This window comes from Dyella agri (assembly GCF_044904705.1).
Taxonomy (GTDB): Bacteria; Pseudomonadota; Gammaproteobacteria; order Xanthomonadales; family Rhodanobacteraceae; genus Rhodanobacter_A; species Rhodanobacter_A agri.
This window is the reverse complement of sequence record NZ_JADIKL010000002.1, coordinates 85,295-103,862: the sequence shown is the minus strand read 5'-3', so window position 1 is coordinate 103,862 and position 18,568 is coordinate 85,295. Positions and strand designations below refer to the sequence as shown.

Sequence of the window (18,568 nt, the reverse complement as noted above, 5' to 3'; positions counted from 1 at the left end):
TCCATTCCCCTGTTCACTCCAGGGCGACATGCCCCAGAGAGCGTCGATCAACCATCCTGCACAGGTTTCAACCGGTGTTCTGCAGACCCTGGGCAACGCCATTGACGCATGCCACCAATGCCTGCAGCAAGGCGTCGTCCTGGCGATCGCCAGCACGCCAGCGTGCAAGTAGGTCCACCTGCAGCAAACTCATCGGGTCGATGTAAGGATTGCGCAGGCGGATCGAAGCGGCCAGCCGCTGGTCGCCCTGCAACAGCTCATCCGCTCCCTTGAGCCGCAGCACCCAGGCGCGACTGCGTTCGAATTCGTCGCGAATCAGGCTGAAGAAGCCTTCGTGCAGCGGGCCGGCGAGTTTCGAGAAGGCCTCGGCGATGGCGAGGTCGCACTTGGCCAGCAGCATCTCCACGTCGTCCAGTGCGTTGGCGAAGAACGGCCAGTCGCGCGCCATCTCGACCAACGCCTGCTCGCCGTATTCGGCCACGCCCCACTCCAGCGCGCTGCCCAGGCCGTACCAGCCAGTAATGATGGAGCGGCATTGCGTCCAGGCGAACACCCAGGGGATCGCACGCAGGTCCTCCACGCCGCGCATGCTGCGCCGGCGCGAGGGGCGCGAACCCAGCGCCATGCGTTCGATCACGTCAATCGGCGTGGCGCTGCGGAAGTAGTCCACGAAACCGTCCCGCTCGACCAGCGCACGGTAGGCCTGCCGGCTGCGCGTGGACAGCGCGCGCATGCATTCACGCCACTGCGTCTCGCGCGCTTCCTCGTCGCGCGGACGCAGGCTGGCGCGCAGCACTGCGCCCACGGTCTGCTCCAGGTTGCGCAAGGCCAGCGCGCGGATGCCGTACTTGCGATGGATCACCTCGCCCTGCTCGGTGACACGCAGCACGCCGGCCACCGAGCCGCGCGGCGAGGACATCAGCGCCGGCGTGATGCGTGCGCCGCCGCGGCTGGCCGAGCCGCCGCGGCCATGGAAGAACGACAGCGCGATAGCGTGCTCGCGCGCCACCTCCAGCAGCTCCACCTGGGCACGCTGCAGGCCCCAGCGCGAGGCCAGCGTGCCGCCGTCCTTGCCGCTGTCGGAATAGCCCAGCATCACCCATTGGCGGTCGCCGCGCGCGGCAAGATGGGCGCGATAGAGCGGATCGGCCAGCAGGGCGCGCAGCGTGTCCGGTGCGTTGCTCAGGTCGTCGATGGTCTCGAACAGTGGCGCGATATCCAGTGGAATAAGGCTCTTTGCACCTGCGTTCTCGACCAGGCCACCATGTCTTGCCAGCGCCAGTACCGCCAGCACGTCGGCGGCGGAACGCGCCATGCTGATGATGTAGAGGCCGGTTGCCGCCGCACCGTAGCGGTGGCGCGCGTCGTGCAGGGCGGCGAACACCGCGCGCAGCGACGTCGCCACGCTGTCCTCGCTGACAACGAAGCCGCGCTCGCCGCACAGGTAGGCGTGCAGCGCGGCCACGCGCTCGGCCACGCTGCGCTGCGACCATTCGCTGTCGTTGAACAACGCGGCCAGCGCATCGTCATGCACGCGGGAATCCTGGCGCGCATCGAGCCGCGCGAGGTGGAAACCGAAGCTGCGCACGCGCCAGATCAGCCGCTGCACCGCATAGGCGCCCGCATGCAAGCCACGATGGTCGACCAGGCTGGCAGCGATCAGTTCGAGGTCGTCGCGCAGCTCGTCTGCCGAGGCATAGGCCTCCGGATGCCCGTCCTCGTGGGTCGCCTCGAGCCGCGCGCCGATCAGGCTGAGCAGGCAGCGGTACGGCATGTCGGCGTAACGCGGGCGTATGCGCTCCGCAGCCTGAGGGAAGCGTGTGCGGCAGTCGTCCAATCTCTTGCGCAGGCGCGGGTCGACCTGCACGCGGCCCTCGGTCTGGCTGAGCAGGCGCGCCAGCGCGGAGACGTCGGCGATGTAGCGCTCCAGCACCTGCGTGCGCTGGCTGGCGAGACTGGCGGCGATGGTGTCAGCGCCCACGTTGGGGTTGCCGTCCATGTCGCCGCCCACCCAGGTGGCGAAAGAGAGCAGGCGCGGCAGCGGCACCGCCACGCCGTAGACCTCCTGCAACGCTTCGGCCAGCGATTCGTACAGCGCCGGCACGATGCGGTAGATCGGGTCGGCGAGATAGAAGTCGACGTGGTCGCGCTCGTCCTGCACGCTGGGACGCACCGGCGAAGCCTCGGCGGTCTGCCAGCCGGCGGTGAGCGCCATGTGGATGCGCTCCTCGTCTTCGCCGCGCTCCTGTGGCGTGCGGCCGCCGTCGAAGCCGTCGACCAGCGCGCGCACGATCGCCTGTTCCTTCTCCAGCAGCGAGGCGCGCACCGCTTCGGTGGGGTGCGCGGTAAACACCGGTTCCACTTCCAGCCGCAGCAGCCATTCCAGCAGTTCGTCCGCCGTCACGCCCTGCGCCTTCAGCTGCTCCAGCACGTCGCGCAGCGATTCCGGCTGCGGCGCGCCGCCCTCGCGCTGATAGTCGCGGCGACGGCGAATGCGATGCACGCGCTCGGCGATGTTCACCGCGTTGAAGTAGGTGGCGAAGGCGCGCGCCAACGCTTCTGCGTGCGACGCATCCAGCCCGCCCAGCGGATCGGCCAGCCCGGCCAGCGGCGCGCCCTCCTGCCGGCGCGCGATGGCGGCGACGCGCACGCGCTCCACCTCGTCGAGGAAGGCCGGCGCCACCTGCTCGGCCAACATGCGGCCGACCAGAGCACCGAGTCGGCGCACGTCGTCGCGCAGCGGGGCATCGGGCAAGGCGGGCTCGGAACTGCGGGAAGCGTTCATCGCGACGACATCGGCTCGCAGGGGCGGAATCCCAAGCCTAGCGCATGCGTGACACTTTTGCTGCAATGCCGCAAAACCCTTCGACCGGCTGGCGGTCGGTCGCGCCGCAGGCATGTCCGCATCTGCGACGCTATAATCGCCCCTTCCCGTCGAGGGGCGCTGCGACCGTGACTTGTTCCCGGCCAGGCTCGACGGCTTCTTTCAGCAACGGCGCCCGGTTTGTCCCCATCGAAACCGGAGTAACACATGAACGCCGCACTCAAAGAAAACAGCCACGACTACAAGATCCGCGACATCAGCCTCGCCGATTTCGGCCGCAAGGAGCTGGACATCGCCGAGCACGAGATGCCGGGCCTGATGTCGATCCGCCGCAAGTACGCCGCCGCCAAGCCGCTGCAGGGCGTGCGCGTCACCGGCTCGCTGCACATGACGATCCAGACCGCGGTGCTGATCGAGACGCTGAAGGATATCGGCGCCGACGTGCGCTGGGCCTCGTGCAACATCTTCTCGACCCAGGACCACGCCGCGGCCGCGATCGCCGCCACCGGCACCCCGGTGTTCGCATGGAAGGGCGAGACGCTGGAGGAATACTGGGACTGCACGCTGGACGCGCTGTCCTTCCCCGACGGCAAGGGCGGCTTCCTCGGCCCGCAGCTGGTGGTGGACGACGGCGGCGACGTCACCCTGCTGATCCACAAGGGCTACGAGCTGGAAAAGGGCGACGAGAGCTGGGTCAACAGCGCCTCCGGCAGCCATGAGGAGCAGGTCATCAAGAACCTGCTGAAGCGCGTCGCCAAGGAGCGCCCGGGCTACTGGACCCGCGTCGTCGCCGACTGGAAGGGTGTCTCCGAGGAGACCACCACCGGCGTGCACCGCCTGTACCAGCTGGCCGAGGCCGGCAAGCTGCTGGTGCCCGCGATCAACGTCAACGATTCGGTGACCAAGAGCAAGTTCGACAACCTGTACGGCTGCCGCGAATCGCTGGCCGACGGCCTGAAGCGCGCGATGGACGTGATGCTGGCCGGCAAGCTGGCCGTGGTCTGCGGCTACGGCGACGTCGGCAAGGGCTGCGCGCATAGCCTGCGTGCCTACGGCGCCCGCGTGGTGGTCACCGAGATCGACCCGATCAACGCGCTGCAGGCGGCGATGGAAGGCTTCGAGGTCAACACCGTCGAGAGCACGCTGGGCCGCGGCGACATCTACGTCACCACCACCGGCAACAAGGATGTGCTGACGCTGGCGCACATGCAGGCCATGAAGGATCAGGCCATCGTCTGCAACATCGGCCACTTCGACAATGAGATCCAGGTCGACGCGCTGAACACCAGCGGCGCCGAGCGCCTCAACATCAAGCCGCAGGTGGACAAGTACACCTTCAAGAATGGCAACGCGATCTTCCTGCTCGCCGAAGGCCGCCTGGTGAACCTGGGCTGCGCCACCGGCCATCCCAGCTTCGTGATGTCCAACTCGTTCTCCAACCAGACGCTGGCGCAGATCGACCTGTGGGCGAACAAGGACGCCTACAGCGCCAAGGTCTACATCCTGCCCAAGAAGCTGGACGAGGAAGTCGCGCGCCTGCACCTGGAAAAGATCGGCGTGAAGCTCACCACGCTCAGCACCGAGCAGGCCGCCTACCTCGGCGTGCCGGTGGAAGGCCCGTACAAGCCGGATCATTACCGCTACTGATCGGCGGTTCCGGCATAGTGGAAACCAAACGGGCGCCGCAAGGCGCCCGTTTTTTTTGCGTGGATGCAAGCAGCCATGCGAACGGCCTGGACTGATCAGGGCCGCCAGTTCGCGTTGTTCTCCCAGAACGCCACGCTGCGCCGGTACGCCTCGCGGTCCAGCGGCACGCCGGAACCACCCTCTTCCACGCCCAGCGCGTTGCGCATCATGGTGATCGGCGCCATCGGAATTTCCTCCGGCTCCATGGTGTAGATGCAGCCCACGATGCCCCAGTCGGCGTCGATAGGCTCGCCTTCTTTCGCCAGTTGTTCGCGACTGTAGAGGATGACCACCAGCCAGTTGGCCACCGGCGATTCCACGCCTTCGAACCAGCGCACCAGCACCGGCAGCTCGGCCTTGGTGCGTGCCTCGTAGGCGCTGCGCAGCCGATGCCGGTTGGCGTCAGTGATCGGCACCGTGAGGCAGCGCGTCGAAGTCCAGTTGCGGTGCACGTGCAGCTTGCAGAACGGTGCGTAGCCATCCAGCACGCGCTGCGGCGGCTCGTCGTTCAAGCGACGCTCGAAGGCTTCGGGCGTGCAGTCCTGGATGGTGTTGCCGCGCGGCTCGCGCGGGAACAATCGGGCTCGGGCGAACGGGGTAAGGACAATCGACATGGCGCGGCCGGCAGGGAAAGGGCGCCAGCCTAGCGCATGCCGCAAACCCGTCATTTCCCGGCTCGTGGCGTGCCTGGCATTTGGACATCTATCTTTTCATCGCGATGAACGTATAAAATTACCCGAAGCAGCTCCGAAGGACTCCCATGCCCGCCATCAGCCTCGAATTCTTCCCGCCCAAGACCGACGAACAGCGTGCTCAGCTGGACCAGGCCGCGCAGGTGTTGAAGGCCTGGCAACCCGAGTACGCGTCGGTGACCTTCGGCGCCGGCGGTTCCACGCTGAGCTACACCGGCGACACCGTGGCGCACCTGCACGCGGCGCACGGCCTTGCGGTGGCGCCGCACCTGTCCTGCATGGGCGGCACGCGCGCCGAGATCCGCGCTCTGCTCGACGGCTACAAGGCCGCCGGCTACCGCCGCATCGTGGCGCTGCGCGGCGACCTGCCGTCCGGCATGGCCAGCGCGGGCGACTTCCGCTACGCAGCCGAACTGGTGCGCTTCATCCGCGAGCATTCGGGCGACCATTTCCACATCGAAGTGGCGGCGTACCCGGAAATCCATCCGCAGGCCGACGACGCCCACGCCGATCTGCTCCATTTCAAGGCCAAGGTGGACGCCGGCGCGAACGGCGCGATCACCCAGTACTTCTTCAACCCGGATGCGTATTTCCGCTTCGTGGACGACGCACACAAGCTCGGCGTGCGGGTGCCAATCGTGCCGGGCATCATGCCGATCGCGAACTACACCCAGCTGAAGCGCTTTTCAGACATGTGCGGTGCCGAGATCCCGCGCTGGATCGCCAAGCGCATGCAGGCACATGGCGACGATGCCGAGTCGGTGCGTGCGCTGGGCGCGGAGGTGGTGGCGCAGCTGTGCCGCCGCCTGCTGGACGGTGGCGCGCCGGGCCTGCACTTCTACACGCTGAACCGCGCCAAGGCCACCCGCGCCATCCTCGAACAACTGGATTAATCCGCCGGATTGATTCACGGTCGCCGGGCCGGCGCATCGCTATGCTGCCGCGATGCGCACGTTCGCCCTGCTCCTGCTGCTTCCGCTGCTTGCCTTCGCCCTGCCGGCGCGGGCGCAGAACCCCATCCATCGTTGCGTGGACGCGCACGGCAACCCGCTGTTCACCGACCAGCCCTGCACCTCCCAGCAGGCCATGCCGGTACAGGCACCGCCGCCTACACCTGCTGCGAGCGTCGCGGCACCCGGAGTACCGGTCCCTCTGCAAGGCTGCGCCACCACGGCAACGGAACTGCGCCAGCGGGTGATCGACGCCTTCGCCGCACGCGATCCGAACCAGTTGGCCGGACTGATGCTGTGGCATGGCTACGGCCACGTGTCGGCGGTCGACGACATACGCGCACTGGCCGGGCTGGTGCGGCAGCCGCTGCTGGAAATCCACCTCGGCGCCGACACGGCCGACGATCCCGCCATGCCCGGCAGCACTGGCACACCCGCAGCCGCACCCGCGTCGGCGGACGAACTGCAACTGCGCACCGGCGGCGTCGGCGACGAACGCAGCGCGCGCTTCGCGGTCGCCCGCCAGGCCGGCTGCCTGTGGCTGCGCTACGGCGGTTGAAGGCTCTGCCGGGAGCCTGCGAGACGCGCCTTTGACACTGCCCTGCCGCCTGCCCGGTTATCATGGGCAGTCCCCCACGGAGAATCGTCATGGCGCAGCAGTACCCCGAATGGATCTGGCAAAACGGCGCGATCAAGCCGTGGGCCGAAGCCACCGCCCACGTGATGTCGCATGCGCTGCACTACGGTTCCTCGGTGTTCGAAGGCATCCGCAGCTACGCCACGCCGGACGGCGCGGCGATCTTCCGCCTCACCGACCACCTCAGCCGCCTGTACCACTCCGCGAAGATCTACGACATGGTGCTGCCGTACACGCGCGACGAGCTCGCCGCGGCCTGCCGTGAGGTAATCAAGAAGAACGGCCTCTCCGCCGCCTACCTGCGGCCAGTGGCGTGGCGCGGCCTGGGCGGTTTCGGCCTCTCCGCCGAAACGCCGATCGACGTGGCCGTGGCCGCGTGGCCGATGGGCCCCTACCTCGGGCCGGAGGCGCTGGAACAAGGCATCACCGCCTGCGTGTCGAGCTGGCAGCGCTTCGCGCCCAACACCATCCCGGCCGGCGCCAAGGCCGGCGGCAACTACCTCTCCGGTCAGCTGATCGCGCGCGAGGCGCGTCGCCTCGGCTTCGGCGAGGGCATCGCGCTGGCCTCCAGCGGCCTGCTCAGCGAAGGCGCCGGCGAGAACCTGTTCCTGGTGTTCGACGGCGCGCTGCACACCACGCCGGCCAGCGCCTCCATCCTCACCGGCATCACCCGCCATTCGCTGATCACGCTGGCGCGCGAGGACGGCATCGAGGTGATCGAACGCGATATCCCGCGCGAATACCTCTACCTCGCCGACGAAGTGTTCATGTGCGGCACCGCCGCCGAAGTCACCCCGATCCGCGCCATCGACGGCAAGCAGGTCGGCGCCGGCAAGGCCGGCCGCGTCACCCGTCGTATCCAGGAGCTGTTCTTCGGCCTGTTCAACGGCAAGACCAACGACCAGTGGGGCTGGCTGGAGCCGGTCTGATTTCCGGCTCTCCCCGCGGTTTTCCCGGGGAGAGCTGTCGCAAGCCGCTATCATGGGCGGATGACCGATACCGCATCCGCCCTTCCCCTCATCCGCCTGAAATCCGACCGCGCGCCCGGCCACCCCTGGGTGTGGTCGGCGCAGGTGCACAAGCCCGAATCGCGCATCCCGCCGGGCAGCGTGGTCGACGTGGTGGATGCGAAGGGCCGCTTCACCGGCCGCGGCTTCTGGAACGGCCACGCGCGCATCGCGCTGCGCCTGCTCGCCACCGACCCTGCTGAAACCATCGACACCCACTGGATCGCCGCGCGCATCGCCCGCGCGGTGCGGCTGCGCCGCGAACTGCTGCAGCTCGACAGCCAAACGGATGCCTGGCGCGTGGTGCACAGCGAGGGCGACGGCCTCAGCGGCCTGATCGTGGACCGCTACGCCGACATCCTGGTGGTCGAATACTTCGCCGCCGGCATGTGGAAATTCCGCGACGCGATCCGCGAGGCGCTGCTTGCCCATTTCCCCGGCGCGCGTATCTACGGCTTCGCCGAAACCCATGTGCAGAAGCAGGAATCCTTCGACTGCCGCGCCGACGAACCGCCGGTACCGGTGGCGGTGCACGAGCACGGCCTCGCCTTCCATGCCGCGCCCGGTGCGGGCCACAAGACCGGCTTCTTCGCCGACCAGCGCGACAATCGCCGCCGCTTCGCCGAACTGGCGAAGGGCCGCCGCGTGCTCGACCTGTGCTGCAACGCCGGCGGCTTCGCAGTGCACGCGATGGCCGCAGGCGCGCGCGAAGCCATCGGCGTGGATATGGATGCCGGCATCCTGGAGATCGCCCGCGCCAACGCCGCCGCAAACAATGTGGCGGTGGATTTCCAGCAGGCCGACATCTTCGACTGGCTGCGCGCGGCGGTGGCGCGCGGCGAAAAATACGACGCGGTGATCCTCGATCCGGCCAAGCTCACCCGCGACCGCAGCAAGGTGTTCGACGCGCTCAAGAAATACTTCGCGATGAACCGCCTCGCGCTCGACGTGATCCCGCCCGGCGGTCTGCTGCTCACCTGCTCCTGCACCGGCCTGGTCAGCGAGGCGGACTTCCTTGAAATGCTGCGCCGCGTGGCCATCAACGCCGGCCGCGAAATCCAGATCCTCGAAGTGCGCGGCGCCGGCACCGACCATCCAGTGCGCGCCGACGTGCCGGAAAGCCGTTACCTCAAGGCCGTGTTCTGCCGGGTGGAGTGACCGGCTTGCGGGCGCCTCGACCGGGCCGATAGCATGCGGGCGAATCCGGGGGGATCCGCGCATGCCCAGAATCGTCGCCGTCGCCGCATCCGCTTGCCTCGCACTGGCAGCACCCTGCCTGGCCGCCGACAAGCCGGCGCGCCCGGTCATCGAGGACACCTACATCATCGCGCCCCGCTCGGTCGGCGAATACGCGCTGGTCGAAACGGTGAACTACGGGGAAAAGGGAGAACTGCTGGCCGGCGCCGCCCTGCGCTATCGCGACAAGCTGCTGCCGTCGATGGCTGCTGACATCTATGTCTATCCCGGCGGCGACAACGAGACGCTCGAGCACGCCGAACAGACATTCCGCGACAGCGTGAAAAGCGCGGCCACGCATGGCATCTACAGCGACGTCCGCTGGGGCGAGCCGCAAGGCTACGAACTGCAGCAGCACGACGGCAGCGCGTGGCAGGGCCGCATGATCCCCATGCAAGTGCACCACCAGCAGGACGAGGCCGCATCGCGCACCTACCTCTTCCACCACGGCTTGTACGACTACAAGCTACGCGTGGACGTACCGGCCAGCGAGGCCGCCGATCTGCCGGCTGCCGCCGATGCCCTGCTGCGTTCCGTGCTCCCGGCCGTGCAGGTAGTCAGCGTCGGCGGTTGCGGCAAGCAGATGAATATCGACGTGATGACGGGCACGGCTGCCGCCCCCGCCGGATACGTTGACGGCGTCGCTCCGGATGGTTTCGGCATCGCCATCCGCGAGACCGACTTGAATGCCGCCGCGGCCAGTTCCAGCAAAGCGCCCCCGGAAGACAATGCCGTCGTGAAACTGACCCTGCTCGCTGCGCAGCGACAGATCGCCCACGGCTGCACCTCCTTTCCGTTCGAGCCGCAAGGCGACAATGTGGCGGTGCTGAAGCTGCACTATCCCGCAGACTTCTGGCAGTCCGGCCCCGCCAACCCGGGACACTGAGCAGCCGGAAACCCGCTCACGTGCCGCGTGGCAGCCGGCCGCGCAGCGATGTCGCATCGAACGGGCCGGGGTCGGCGATCAAGGCGCGCGCCGCCTCCACCTGGCCCCAGGTGTTCCACAGCAGCACGCCGCGCACGCGCCCCTGTTCGAGGTAATACACCACGCCTTCGCGGTACGGCTCGCGCCAGTCCTCGACCACCTGCAAACGGGTGTCGAGCAGACCGACGGCTTCATAACCGTCATCGAACAAGTCGGAATAGAAGAACGGCAGCGTGTCGTAGCTGTCCGCGATACCAGCCATCGCGCGACCGGCGTGCCGCCCCATGCCGATGGCCGCATCCTCGTGCTCCACGCGCAGGCGCCGGCCCAGCGCCGGGTTGTAGAAGTTGGCGACATCGCCGGCGGCCCAGATGTCGGGCGCGTTCGTGCGCAGTTGCGCGTCGACCACGATGCCGTTGTCCACCTCGAGGCCTGCCTGCTCGGCCAGGGCGGTGTTCGGCGTCACGCCGAGCCCGGCTACCGCGGCCTCCACCCGCAGCAGGCTGCCGTCCGAAAGGCCGAGTTCCACGCCGCCGTCGGTGGGCCTGCCGCCGTTCACCCGCACGCCGCTGCGTACGTCCACACCGTGCTGGCGGTAGTAGCCGTCCAGGTGCTGCGCGAGGCCGTCGGGGTAGCGGCCCGCACCGATGTGCGCATCCGGGAACAACATGCACACCTTGCAGCCGACACCGCACAACGAGGCGGCCAGCTCGGCGCCGATGAAGCCGCCGCCGATCACCGCGATGATCGCGCCGGGCTCCGCGTAACGGCGCAGCCGCTGGTAATCGTCCAGCGTGCGGTAATGGATGACGCGGTCGCCGCCCTCGAACGGCAGCCGCCGCGGCGTAGCGCCGGTGGCGAGCAACAGGCGGCGGTAGCCGTAGCTGTCGCCTTGCCCGTCGCGCACGATGCGCACCGCGGGATCCAGCGCGACGACACGGCGCCCGGTGTACAGCTTCGCACCGCTGGCGGCCGTGCCCAGATCGATGTCGGCCACGTGCTTGTCGCCCTTCCACAGCGCCTTGGACAGCGGCGGCCGCTGGTACGGCGGCGAGGTTTCCTCGCCGATCACGCCGATGTCCGCCGCCGCGTCGACCTCGCGGATCGCTTTCGCCGCCGCATCAGCCGCCATGTCAGCACCGACGATCAGGTAATCGTGCACATGGTCCATGACCCGCTCCCGCGCGAAACGCCCCGGCCATCATGCGCGTCCGCAGCGAATGCGGTGTGAAGTCGCAAGACCTGCGACGGCAGGACGTACACTGACGTGGACTGTTCCGCGCGAAACCTGCCCATGCCTGCCAGCGAAACCCTGCTCATCGTCCTCGTCGTGCTCGTACTGGCACTGCAAGTCGCCCTGCTGCTGCGCGGCCGTGGCGATGCCGGGGTGGCTGCGAAGCTCGATGCCTTGAGGGACGACAACGAGCGCCTGCAGCGCGCGCTGCGCGAAGAACAGCGCAGTGGCCGCGAGGAATTGCAGCAGGGCTTCGAGCGCTTCCGTGGCCACGTCAACGAACAGCTGGATGGCATGTCGCGCCAGCAGGGCGAGCGCATCGACGGCTTCGGCCAGCGCCTCGCCGCGCTCACCGAGCAGACCGGCCAGGGCATGCAGACGCTGGCCCAACGCCTCGCCGAGGACGCCCATCGGAGCCGCGAAGAGCTCACGCTGGCGCTGAACCGCTTCGGCGAACAGCAGCAGCAGCGCCTCACTGCACTAGGCGCCCAGCACGAGCAGCGCATGGGCGAAGTGCGCGGCACGCTTGAGGGCCAGCTGAAGACGCTGCGCGAGGACAACGCCGCGCAGCTGGAAAAAATGCGCGCCACCGTGGACGAGAAGCTGCAGTCCACGCTGGAGACGCGGCTTGGCCAGTCGTTCCAGCTGGTTTCTGAACGGCTGGAACAGGTGCAGCGCGGCCTGGGCGAAATGCAGAGTCTCGCCACCGGCGTCGGCGACCTGAAACGCGTGCTGGGCAACGTGAAGACGCGCGGCATCCTCGGCGAAGTACAGCTGGGCGCCCTGCTCGACCAGTTGCTGACGCCCGAGCAGTACAAGTCCAACCACGCCACGGTGCCGGGCAGCAACGAGCGCGTGGAGTTCGCGCTGCGCATGCCCGGCGCCGACGCCGAGCATCCGGTGTGGCTGCCGATCGACGCGAAGTTCCCGCGCGAGGACTACGAGCGTCTGCTCGACGCGCAGGAACGCGCCGACGCCGAGGCTGCGGGCGTCGCCGCCGCTGCGCTGGAACGCCGCGTACGCGAGGAAGCCAGGACGATCCGCGCCAAGTACGTGGCGCCGCCGCACACCACCGACTTCGCGATCCTGTTCCTGCCCACCGAAGGCTTGTACGCCGAAGTGCTGCGCCGCCCGGGGCTGTTCGAGGCCTTGCAGCGCGAGCATCGCGTCACCGTGGCCGGGCCGACCACGCTCACCGCGATCCTCAACGCGCTGCAGATGGGCTTCCGCACGCTCGCGATCGAGAAGCGCAGCAGCGAGGTGTGGCAGCTGCTGGGCGCGGTGAAGAGCGAGTTCGGCAAGTTCGGCGAAGTGCTCGACAAGGTGAAGAAGAAACTCGACGAGGCCGGCAAGCACATCGAGGCCACCGGCGTGCGCACCCGCGCGATCACGCGCAAGCTGCGCGACGTGGAGTCGCTGCCGGAACAGGACGCCGCCGGCCTGCTCGACAACGCCGCAGTCGACGACGTCGAGCCGGACGAGGAGGCATGAACGTCCCGCGCCGGCCGTTCGTCGAATACCGCCGCCGACTGAACGCGCTGGCCGACGAGCTGCTGCGACTGCACGTGGCACTGCCCCGGCGCGAGCGGCTGCTCACCTGCCTCGTCCATGCGCTGCGCGCGGTGCTGGCCGCCACGATCGGCTACTTCGGCGCGCTGGCGCTGGGTCTGGAACAAGGCTACTGGGCCGCCATCACGGCGATCTCGGTGAGCCAGAGCAGCTATGCGGAGGTGCGCAGCTCCTCGCGCGACCAGTTCCTCGGGGCGATCATCGGCGGCCTGGTCGGCATGGCCGTCGCCACGCTCGGCCACGAGCACTACCTGACCTATGTGCTGGCCGTGATGATCGGCATGATGCTGTGTTCGGTCCTCAACCTGGGCGCGGCCGGCCGCATCAGCGGCACCACCACCACGATCATCATGCTGGTGCCGCACGCGGGCGCGTTCTGGCAGTTCGCGCTGTTCCGACTGGGCGAGGTCACGCTGGGCGCGACGGCGGCGCTGCTGGTGACGCGCGGGTTCGGCCTGCTGGAGCGGCACTGGTTCGGCGAGGCGCCGCCGTGATCCGCCCCGGCTGCGACAGCGGCCGTTACACTAGGCCGGTCTGATCTCCCCGGAATTCCCCATGAGCGACTCCACCCCGAACGACGTCACCCGCGAGCAGGCCGAGGATGCCGTGCGCGTCCTGCTGCGCTGGGCCGGTGAGGATCCTGCGCGCGAAGGCCTGCTCGACACGCCCAAGCGCGTGGTGAAGGCCTACCGCGACTGGTTCTCCGGCTACCGCGAAGATCCGGGCGAGTACCTGCGCCGCACCTTCAAGGAGGTGGAGGGCTACGACGAAATGGTGGTGCTGCGCGACATCGAGTTCGAGAGCCATTGCGAGCACCACATGGCGCCGATCATCGGCCGCGCCCACGTCGGCTACCTGCCGACCTGCCGCGTGGTGGGCATCAGCAAGCTGGCCCGTGTGGTGGAAGGTTACGCGCGCCGTTTCCAGGTGCAGGAGAAGCTCACCGCGCAGATCGCCCACTGCATCCAGGAGAACCTGCAGCCGGCCGGTGTGGCGGTGGTGGTCGATGCCAGCCACGAGTGCATGACCACGCGCGGTGTGCACAAGCGCGGCGTATCCATGGTCACCAGCCAGATGCTCGGCGCGTTCCGCGACGACGCACGCACCCGCGCCGAATTCCTGCAGTTCATCGGCATCCACGGCGGATTGCGCTAAACGCCTCTTCCCACGCCTCCGCGCGGTCCGCGCCGAGAGCTGCTTGTGCGTAGGCATGGAAGCGAACAACCCGACCCGCCAGGTTGCTCCCCGCGTGGCCGCCATGCGGGAGCGGCGCGGGCTACACGAAGGCATCGGGCAGGCTCCAGTAAACCGGTCCACGGCCGATAGCCGTGGCGTGCCGGGGTTACCATCGCCGTACCGGCCCCGCCTGTCACCCCGGATATCGTGCGTATCGACCTGGCCACTATCGCCCTGTTCGGCGCCCTGCAGGCGCTGCTGCTGGCGCCCCTGCTGCTCGCCGCCACGCGTGCCTATGCCGGGGTCGCCCGCACCAGCCTGCGCATCTGGGGCACCGTGCTGCTGCTGCAGGCGATCGGCTGGGTGCTGATGGGGTTGCGCGGGCAGGTCAGCGACTGGCTGTCGATCGTGCTCGCGAACGGCGTGCTGATGGTCTCCTATGCCGAGACCACGCGCGCGCTGCGCCTGCTGCTCGGCGTGCCGCAGCGCCGGGCCCTGCTGGTGGCGATCGGTGTGGCCGGCTGGCTCGGCATCGCCTGGTTCGGCGTAGCCACCCCCGACTACCGTATGCGCGTGTACATCGCCACGCTGGCGCTGTGTGCCTACCTGCTATTGCTGCTGTGGCCGCTGCGCCACGCGCTGCGTCGCGGCGGTTCGACCGCGCAACGGGTGATGCTGTTGGTGTTGCTGGGCGCCTTGCTGGGCTGGTGCGCCCGGCTCGGCGACCTGGCCCTCCATCCCAGCGGCACTGGATTGCTTGCCTACTCGCCGGCCAACGTGGTGCAGATGATCTACAGCGCGGTGGAGCCGGTACTGGCCAGCGTCGGTTTCCTGCTGATGTACAACGAAACGGTGCAGATCGAGCTGCACCGGCTGGCGCGCACCGATCCGCTCACTGGCACCTTGAACCGCCTCGCACTGGATGAGGAATCCCTGCGGCTGTTCCGCGAAGCGGACCGCCCCAATACGCTGGCGGCGCTGGTCATCGACGTCGACCACTTCAAGCGCATCAACGACAACTTCGGCCATGTCGCCGGCGATCGCGTGCTGGCGGCCCTGGCCGCCGGCATCCGCTGGCGGTTGCCGCCGCCGGCCGTGCTGGGTCGCATGGGCGGCGAGGAGTTCCTTGCGTTGCTGCCCGGCACCGGCGTGGCCGAAGCCATGGCCTTGGCCGAGCAGCTGCGCGTGGCGGTCGCCGCCATGCAGCTTGTGCCCGAGGCCGGGATGCCGGGCGTCACCATTTCCGCCGGCATCGCCGCATACCGGCCGGAGGACGCCAGTGTGGACGATCTGGTACGCCGCGCGGATCGCGCGCTCTACGACGCCAAGCGCGGCGGCCGCAACCGCGTCGTCGCCGCCATCGGCGATGCCTCGCCAGTGCAGCCCGGCGCCACCGAATAACCGCCGACGGGCCAGCAGGCAGCTGCGGATCGCCCGCACCCGCATGGCGTGCATCCGTTCTCGACGCGGCCACGCAGCATGCCGCACACTGCGGCGCATGCCGCCCGCCATGCGCCACCTTCGCCACGGCCTTGCCACGCTATGCCTGCTGCTGCCCCTCGCGGCGGCGGCACAGGATTCGCGCAACGCCTATCTGCGGCAATTCGACACGGACGGCAACGGCTGCGTGAGCGAAGCCGAATACCTGGCCTACATGAGCCGCGGCTTCGAACGCATGGACACCAACCACGACGGCGTGCTGGAACCCAGCGAGCTGCCCGGCGGCCACGGCAAGCCGGTGACGCTCAAGGCATGGCAGGCCAACCTGCGCCGCCAGTTCCACCGACTGGACCGCCGCCACACCGGCTGCCTCGACGCGCAGGAACTCACGGCGCCGCCGGGCTGACGTTTGACCGCGGGCCCGCCGCATCGCAATGCGATGCGCTATCGTTCCCCGTCTGCCGTCGCCACCCGTGCCATGAACCAGCCCGCCGACCACATCCCTCGCCGCCGCGCCGCCCTCGCCTTCATCTTCGTCACCGTGATGCTGGACATGCTGGCGTTCGGCATCATCATCCCGGTGCTGCCGCACCTGATCCGCGACCTGATCGGCGGCGATATTGCCAAGGCCGCATCCTGGGTGGGCTCGTTCGCCGCGTTGTTCATGACGATGCAGTTCGTGTTCTCGCCGGTGCAAGGTGCGCTGTCGGACCGCTACGGCCGCCGCGCGGTGATCCTGATTTCCAGCTTCGGCCTCGGCGTGGATTTCATCGTGATGGCGCTGGCGCCCACGATGTGGCTGCTGTTCGTGGGGCGCTTGTTCTCGGGCGCCTGTGCAGCGAGCTTTTCCACCGCGAACGCCTACATCGCCGACATCGTGCCCAAGGAGAAGCGTGCCGCGGCGTTCGGCATGCTGGGCGCAGCGTTCGGCATCGGCTTCATCATCGGGCCGGCGCTGGGCGGCCTCCTCGGCCACTGGCACCTGCGCCTGCCGTTCTGGACGGCCGCGTGCCTGTCGCTGCTCAACTTCGGTTACGGATTCTTCGTGCTTCCCGAGTCGCTGCCCAAGGAGCGCCGCTCGCCACGCTTCGACTGGCGCCACGCCAACCCGTTTGGTGCCGTAGTGCTGCTGCGCCGCTATCCGCAGGTGTTCGCCCTGGCTGCGGTGTTCTTCCTGCTCAACCTTGCGCAGTTCTCGCTCAACTCCACCTACGTGCTGTACGCCGATTACCGTTTCGGCTGGGGGCCGCAGGCCGTGGGCTACACGCTGAGCCTGGTCGGCCTGTGCAGCGGCCTGGTGCAGGCGGTGCTGGTGCGCCGGCTGATGCCGAAGCTGGGCGAGCGGCGGATGATCCTGATCGGCCTGTCGCTATGCGTGATGGGCTACCTTGCGTTCGGCCTCGCGCCCAACGCCTGGCTGTTCCTGCTGGCGATCCCGGTGTTCTGCCTTGGCGGCCTCGCCGGCCCGCCGGCGCAGTCGATGATGACCCACCAGGTCGATCCGCACGAGCAGGGCCGCCTGCAGGGCGCGCTGACCAGCCTCGCCAGCCTCGCCGGCATCTTCGGCCCGGCGATGTTCGCCAACCTGTTCGCGCTGTTCATCAGCGACCATGCGCCGGTGCAGCACCTGCCTGGCGCGGCCTTCGTGCTGGCCGCTCTGTTGCTGGTCGGTGCGACGCTGGTGGCGATCCGCGCCACGCGCCACATCGCACCTTCGTTCACGCCCGCCCCCTCTACGCCCGAACCTCTGGAGCACGTCCCATGAGCCTCTCCATGTACCAAGCCTCCGTTCCCGTCTTCGTCCGCGCGCTCGGCAACCTGCGCCAGGTGCTGCAGAAAGGCGAGGCGCACGCCAAGGCCAAGGGCGTCACCGACGCCGTGCTGCTGCAGACCCGCCTGGTCCCCGACATGTTGCCGCTGGTGAAGCAGGTGCAGATCGCCTGCGACATGGCCTGCCGCGGCTCCGCCCGCCTCGCCGGCGCGGAGCCGAAGAGCTTCGAGGACAACGAGGCCACGATGGCCGAGCTGTACGACCGCATCGATCGCGCCGTCGCCTACGTGCAGTCGTTCAAGGCCGAGCAGATCGACGGCAGCGAGAGCCGCGCCATCCACCTCAAGATGCGCAGCGGCGAACTGGACCTGCAAGGCCAGTCCTACCTGCTGCAGTTCATCCTGCCCAACCTGTTCTTCCACTGCACCACGGCCTACAACCTGTTCCGCGGCATGGGCGTGGAGATCGGCAAGAACGACTTCATCGGCGACATCTGACGACGCCGGAAGCGCGGTGGCGGCATCTTGCCGCCACCGCCAAAACTAAGGCGCGTTGCCCGGCGCGGCATGCGACAGCCACGCGCGGCCCGAGGCGAGATCCACGGTCAATGCCCACTGCTTGAAGAACGGCGCCCCGAGGTTGCCGTCCTTGATCAGATCCATCGCCAGCGCCTTCCCTTCGACCGGAATGCCTCCGGCCACGTCGAACCGTACCGGCTGCGGACCGCTCTTGCCGGGATCAAGCCCGAACATCGGGGCCAGGTATTTCGCAATGATGTAGGCCCCGCCGGCGTTCCCCGAATCCAGTTCCATCCATGCCGTGCCCTTCGGCGTCGGCACGGCAACGTCAACGGTCAGCGCCACGCCCTCGGCATCCCGCACCAGGCGGATTGGGACTTCCCTGGCATGGCGCACGCGCGCCTGCAGGCTTTCGGCGCTTTCGATCGTGAGCGTGCGTCCGGACGCATCGAGGGTGATCGAGCGGCCGGCGAACAGATCCAGCCCGAGCGAACCATCCAGATGGGGCGCATCCTTGGGCACCAGGCCCATGATGTCGAACACGCCCGCTTCCGAGGCCTTCATCGGTATGCCCGCGACGTTGAACACGAGATTGTCGCAACGCTGGAAGTCCAGGCGTTCCCCGGTCATCCGGAATCCCGTGATCCTGCCCCATGGCGTGCAGCCGATGGCCTTGGCGACATCCGGGCCGATGATCGTGACCCCGCCCCCCGTATCGAACAGGAACAGTCCCGGATGGCCGTTCACTTCGGCGTGCATCGCCAATGCGGAGCCCAGATAGGGCTCCAGCTTGATCGTCACTGGCGGCGAAGCCGAAGCCGACGCGGTACCGCAAGCCGCCATGAGGCCGAACGAAGCGAGTGCATGAACCAGGAGCTTCTTCCGCACGCCGTCTCTCCTTTA

General features: G+C 68.4%; 17 protein-coding genes and 1 riboswitch. Of the genes, 13 read left to right on the top strand and 4 right to left on the bottom strand.

Annotated elements, in window-relative coordinates; translation table 11 throughout:
* Positions 1-67: 67 nt before the first annotated feature.
* Positions 68-2,785: a phosphoenolpyruvate carboxylase gene (gene ppc, locus ISP14_RS03130; protein WP_404536212.1), complete on the bottom strand. Its 2,718-nt coding sequence runs from the start codon at positions 2,783-2,785 to the stop codon at positions 68-70.
* 145 nt (positions 2,786-2,930) lie between these two features.
* Positions 2,931-3,008: riboswitch (S-adenosyl-L-homocysteine riboswitch) on the top strand.
* Positions 3,009-3,031: 23 nt separating this feature from the next.
* Between ppc and ahcY the strand changes: the two genes are divergently transcribed.
* A complete protein-coding gene (gene ahcY / locus ISP14_RS03125) occupies positions 3,032-4,471 on the top strand; it encodes an adenosylhomocysteinase (RefSeq protein WP_404536211.1) in 1,440 nt (479 codons plus the stop codon).
* 95 nt (positions 4,472-4,566) lie between these two features.
* On the opposite strand, the gene ISP14_RS03120 is transcribed toward ahcY, so the two are convergent.
* Entirely contained in the window at positions 4,567-5,124 is a 558-nt protein-coding gene (locus tag ISP14_RS03120) for a DUF3228 family protein (RefSeq protein WP_404536209.1), read from the bottom strand.
* A gap of 146 nt (positions 5,125-5,270) precedes the next feature.
* On the opposite strand from ISP14_RS03120, the gene metF reads away from it, so the two are divergent.
* The 5 genes from metF to ISP14_RS03095 all read left to right on the top strand — a co-directional run bounded on the left by metF (position 5,271) and on the right by ISP14_RS03095 (position 9,918).
* Positions 5,271-6,095 carry a methylenetetrahydrofolate reductase [NAD(P)H] gene (gene metF, locus ISP14_RS03115; RefSeq protein ID WP_404536208.1) on the top strand — a complete coding sequence of 275 codons (825 nt, stop codon included), beginning with the start codon at positions 5,271-5,273 and terminating at the stop codon, positions 6,093-6,095.
* A gap of 52 nt (positions 6,096-6,147) precedes the next feature.
* A complete protein-coding gene (locus ISP14_RS03110; RefSeq protein ID WP_404536207.1) occupies positions 6,148-6,711 on the top strand; it encodes a DUF4124 domain-containing protein in 564 nt (187 codons plus the stop codon).
* An 89-nt stretch (positions 6,712-6,800) separates the two neighbouring features.
* Complete coding sequence (locus ISP14_RS03105; RefSeq protein WP_404536206.1) at positions 6,801-7,718, top strand: branched-chain amino acid transaminase; 918 nt, start codon at positions 6,801-6,803, stop codon at positions 7,716-7,718.
* Positions 7,719-7,778: 60 nt separating this feature from the next.
* Complete coding sequence (locus tag ISP14_RS03100; RefSeq protein WP_404536205.1) at positions 7,779-8,954, top strand: class I SAM-dependent rRNA methyltransferase; 1,176 nt, start codon at positions 7,779-7,781, stop codon at positions 8,952-8,954.
* A gap of 61 nt (positions 8,955-9,015) precedes the next feature.
* A complete protein-coding gene (locus ISP14_RS03095; protein ID WP_404536204.1) occupies positions 9,016-9,918 on the top strand; it encodes a hypothetical protein in 903 nt (300 codons plus the stop codon).
* Between the two features lie 16 nt (positions 9,919-9,934).
* Here the strand turns inward: ISP14_RS03095 and ISP14_RS03090 are convergent, their stop codons facing one another.
* Positions 9,935-11,128, bottom strand: a complete 1,194-nt coding sequence (locus ISP14_RS03090) for an NAD(P)/FAD-dependent oxidoreductase (RefSeq protein WP_404536203.1) — start codon at positions 11,126-11,128, stop codon at positions 9,935-9,937.
* 123 nt (positions 11,129-11,251) lie between these two features.
* On the opposite strand from ISP14_RS03090, the gene rmuC reads away from it, so the two are divergent.
* The 7 genes from rmuC to ISP14_RS03055 all read left to right on the top strand — a co-directional run bounded on the left by rmuC (position 11,252) and on the right by ISP14_RS03055 (position 17,644).
* Positions 11,252-12,682, top strand: coding sequence for a DNA recombination protein RmuC (gene rmuC / locus ISP14_RS03085; RefSeq protein WP_404536202.1), 1,431 nt, complete (start codon positions 11,252-11,254; stop codon positions 12,680-12,682).
* Positions 12,679-13,254, top strand: coding sequence for an FUSC family protein (locus ISP14_RS03080; protein ID WP_404536200.1), 576 nt, complete (start codon positions 12,679-12,681; stop codon positions 13,252-13,254). Before rmuC ends, ISP14_RS03080 begins: the two co-directional genes overlap by 4 nt.
* A gap of 61 nt (positions 13,255-13,315) precedes the next feature.
* The gene (gene folE, locus ISP14_RS03075; RefSeq protein WP_404536199.1) at positions 13,316-13,915 is read left to right on the top strand and encodes a GTP cyclohydrolase I FolE; all 600 of its coding nucleotides are present in this window, start codon (positions 13,316-13,318) and stop codon (positions 13,913-13,915) included.
* A gap of 228 nt (positions 13,916-14,143) precedes the next feature.
* Positions 14,144-15,337 carry a GGDEF domain-containing protein gene (locus tag ISP14_RS03070; protein ID WP_404536198.1) on the top strand — a complete coding sequence of 398 codons (1,194 nt, stop codon included), beginning with the start codon at positions 14,144-14,146 and terminating at the stop codon, positions 15,335-15,337.
* 109 nt (positions 15,338-15,446) lie between these two features.
* A complete protein-coding gene (locus ISP14_RS03065) occupies positions 15,447-15,782 on the top strand; it encodes an EF-hand domain-containing protein (protein ID WP_404536196.1) in 336 nt (111 codons plus the stop codon).
* Positions 15,783-15,854: 72 nt separating this feature from the next.
* A complete protein-coding gene (locus ISP14_RS03060) occupies positions 15,855-17,141 on the top strand; it encodes a TCR/Tet family MFS transporter (protein ID WP_404537108.1) in 1,287 nt (428 codons plus the stop codon).
* Positions 17,138-17,644 (top strand): DUF1993 domain-containing protein, encoded by a 507-nt coding sequence (locus tag ISP14_RS03055; protein ID WP_404536195.1) that lies wholly within the window; start codon positions 17,138-17,140, stop codon positions 17,642-17,644. The genes ISP14_RS03060 and ISP14_RS03055 overlap by 4 nt, the downstream gene beginning before the upstream one ends.
* A gap of 45 nt (positions 17,645-17,689) precedes the next feature.
* On the opposite strand, the gene ISP14_RS03050 is transcribed toward ISP14_RS03055, so the two are convergent.
* Entirely contained in the window at positions 17,690-18,553 is an 864-nt protein-coding gene (locus ISP14_RS03050; protein ID WP_404536194.1) for an aspartyl protease family protein, read from the bottom strand.
* Between the last annotated feature and the right edge of the window lie 15 nt (positions 18,554-18,568).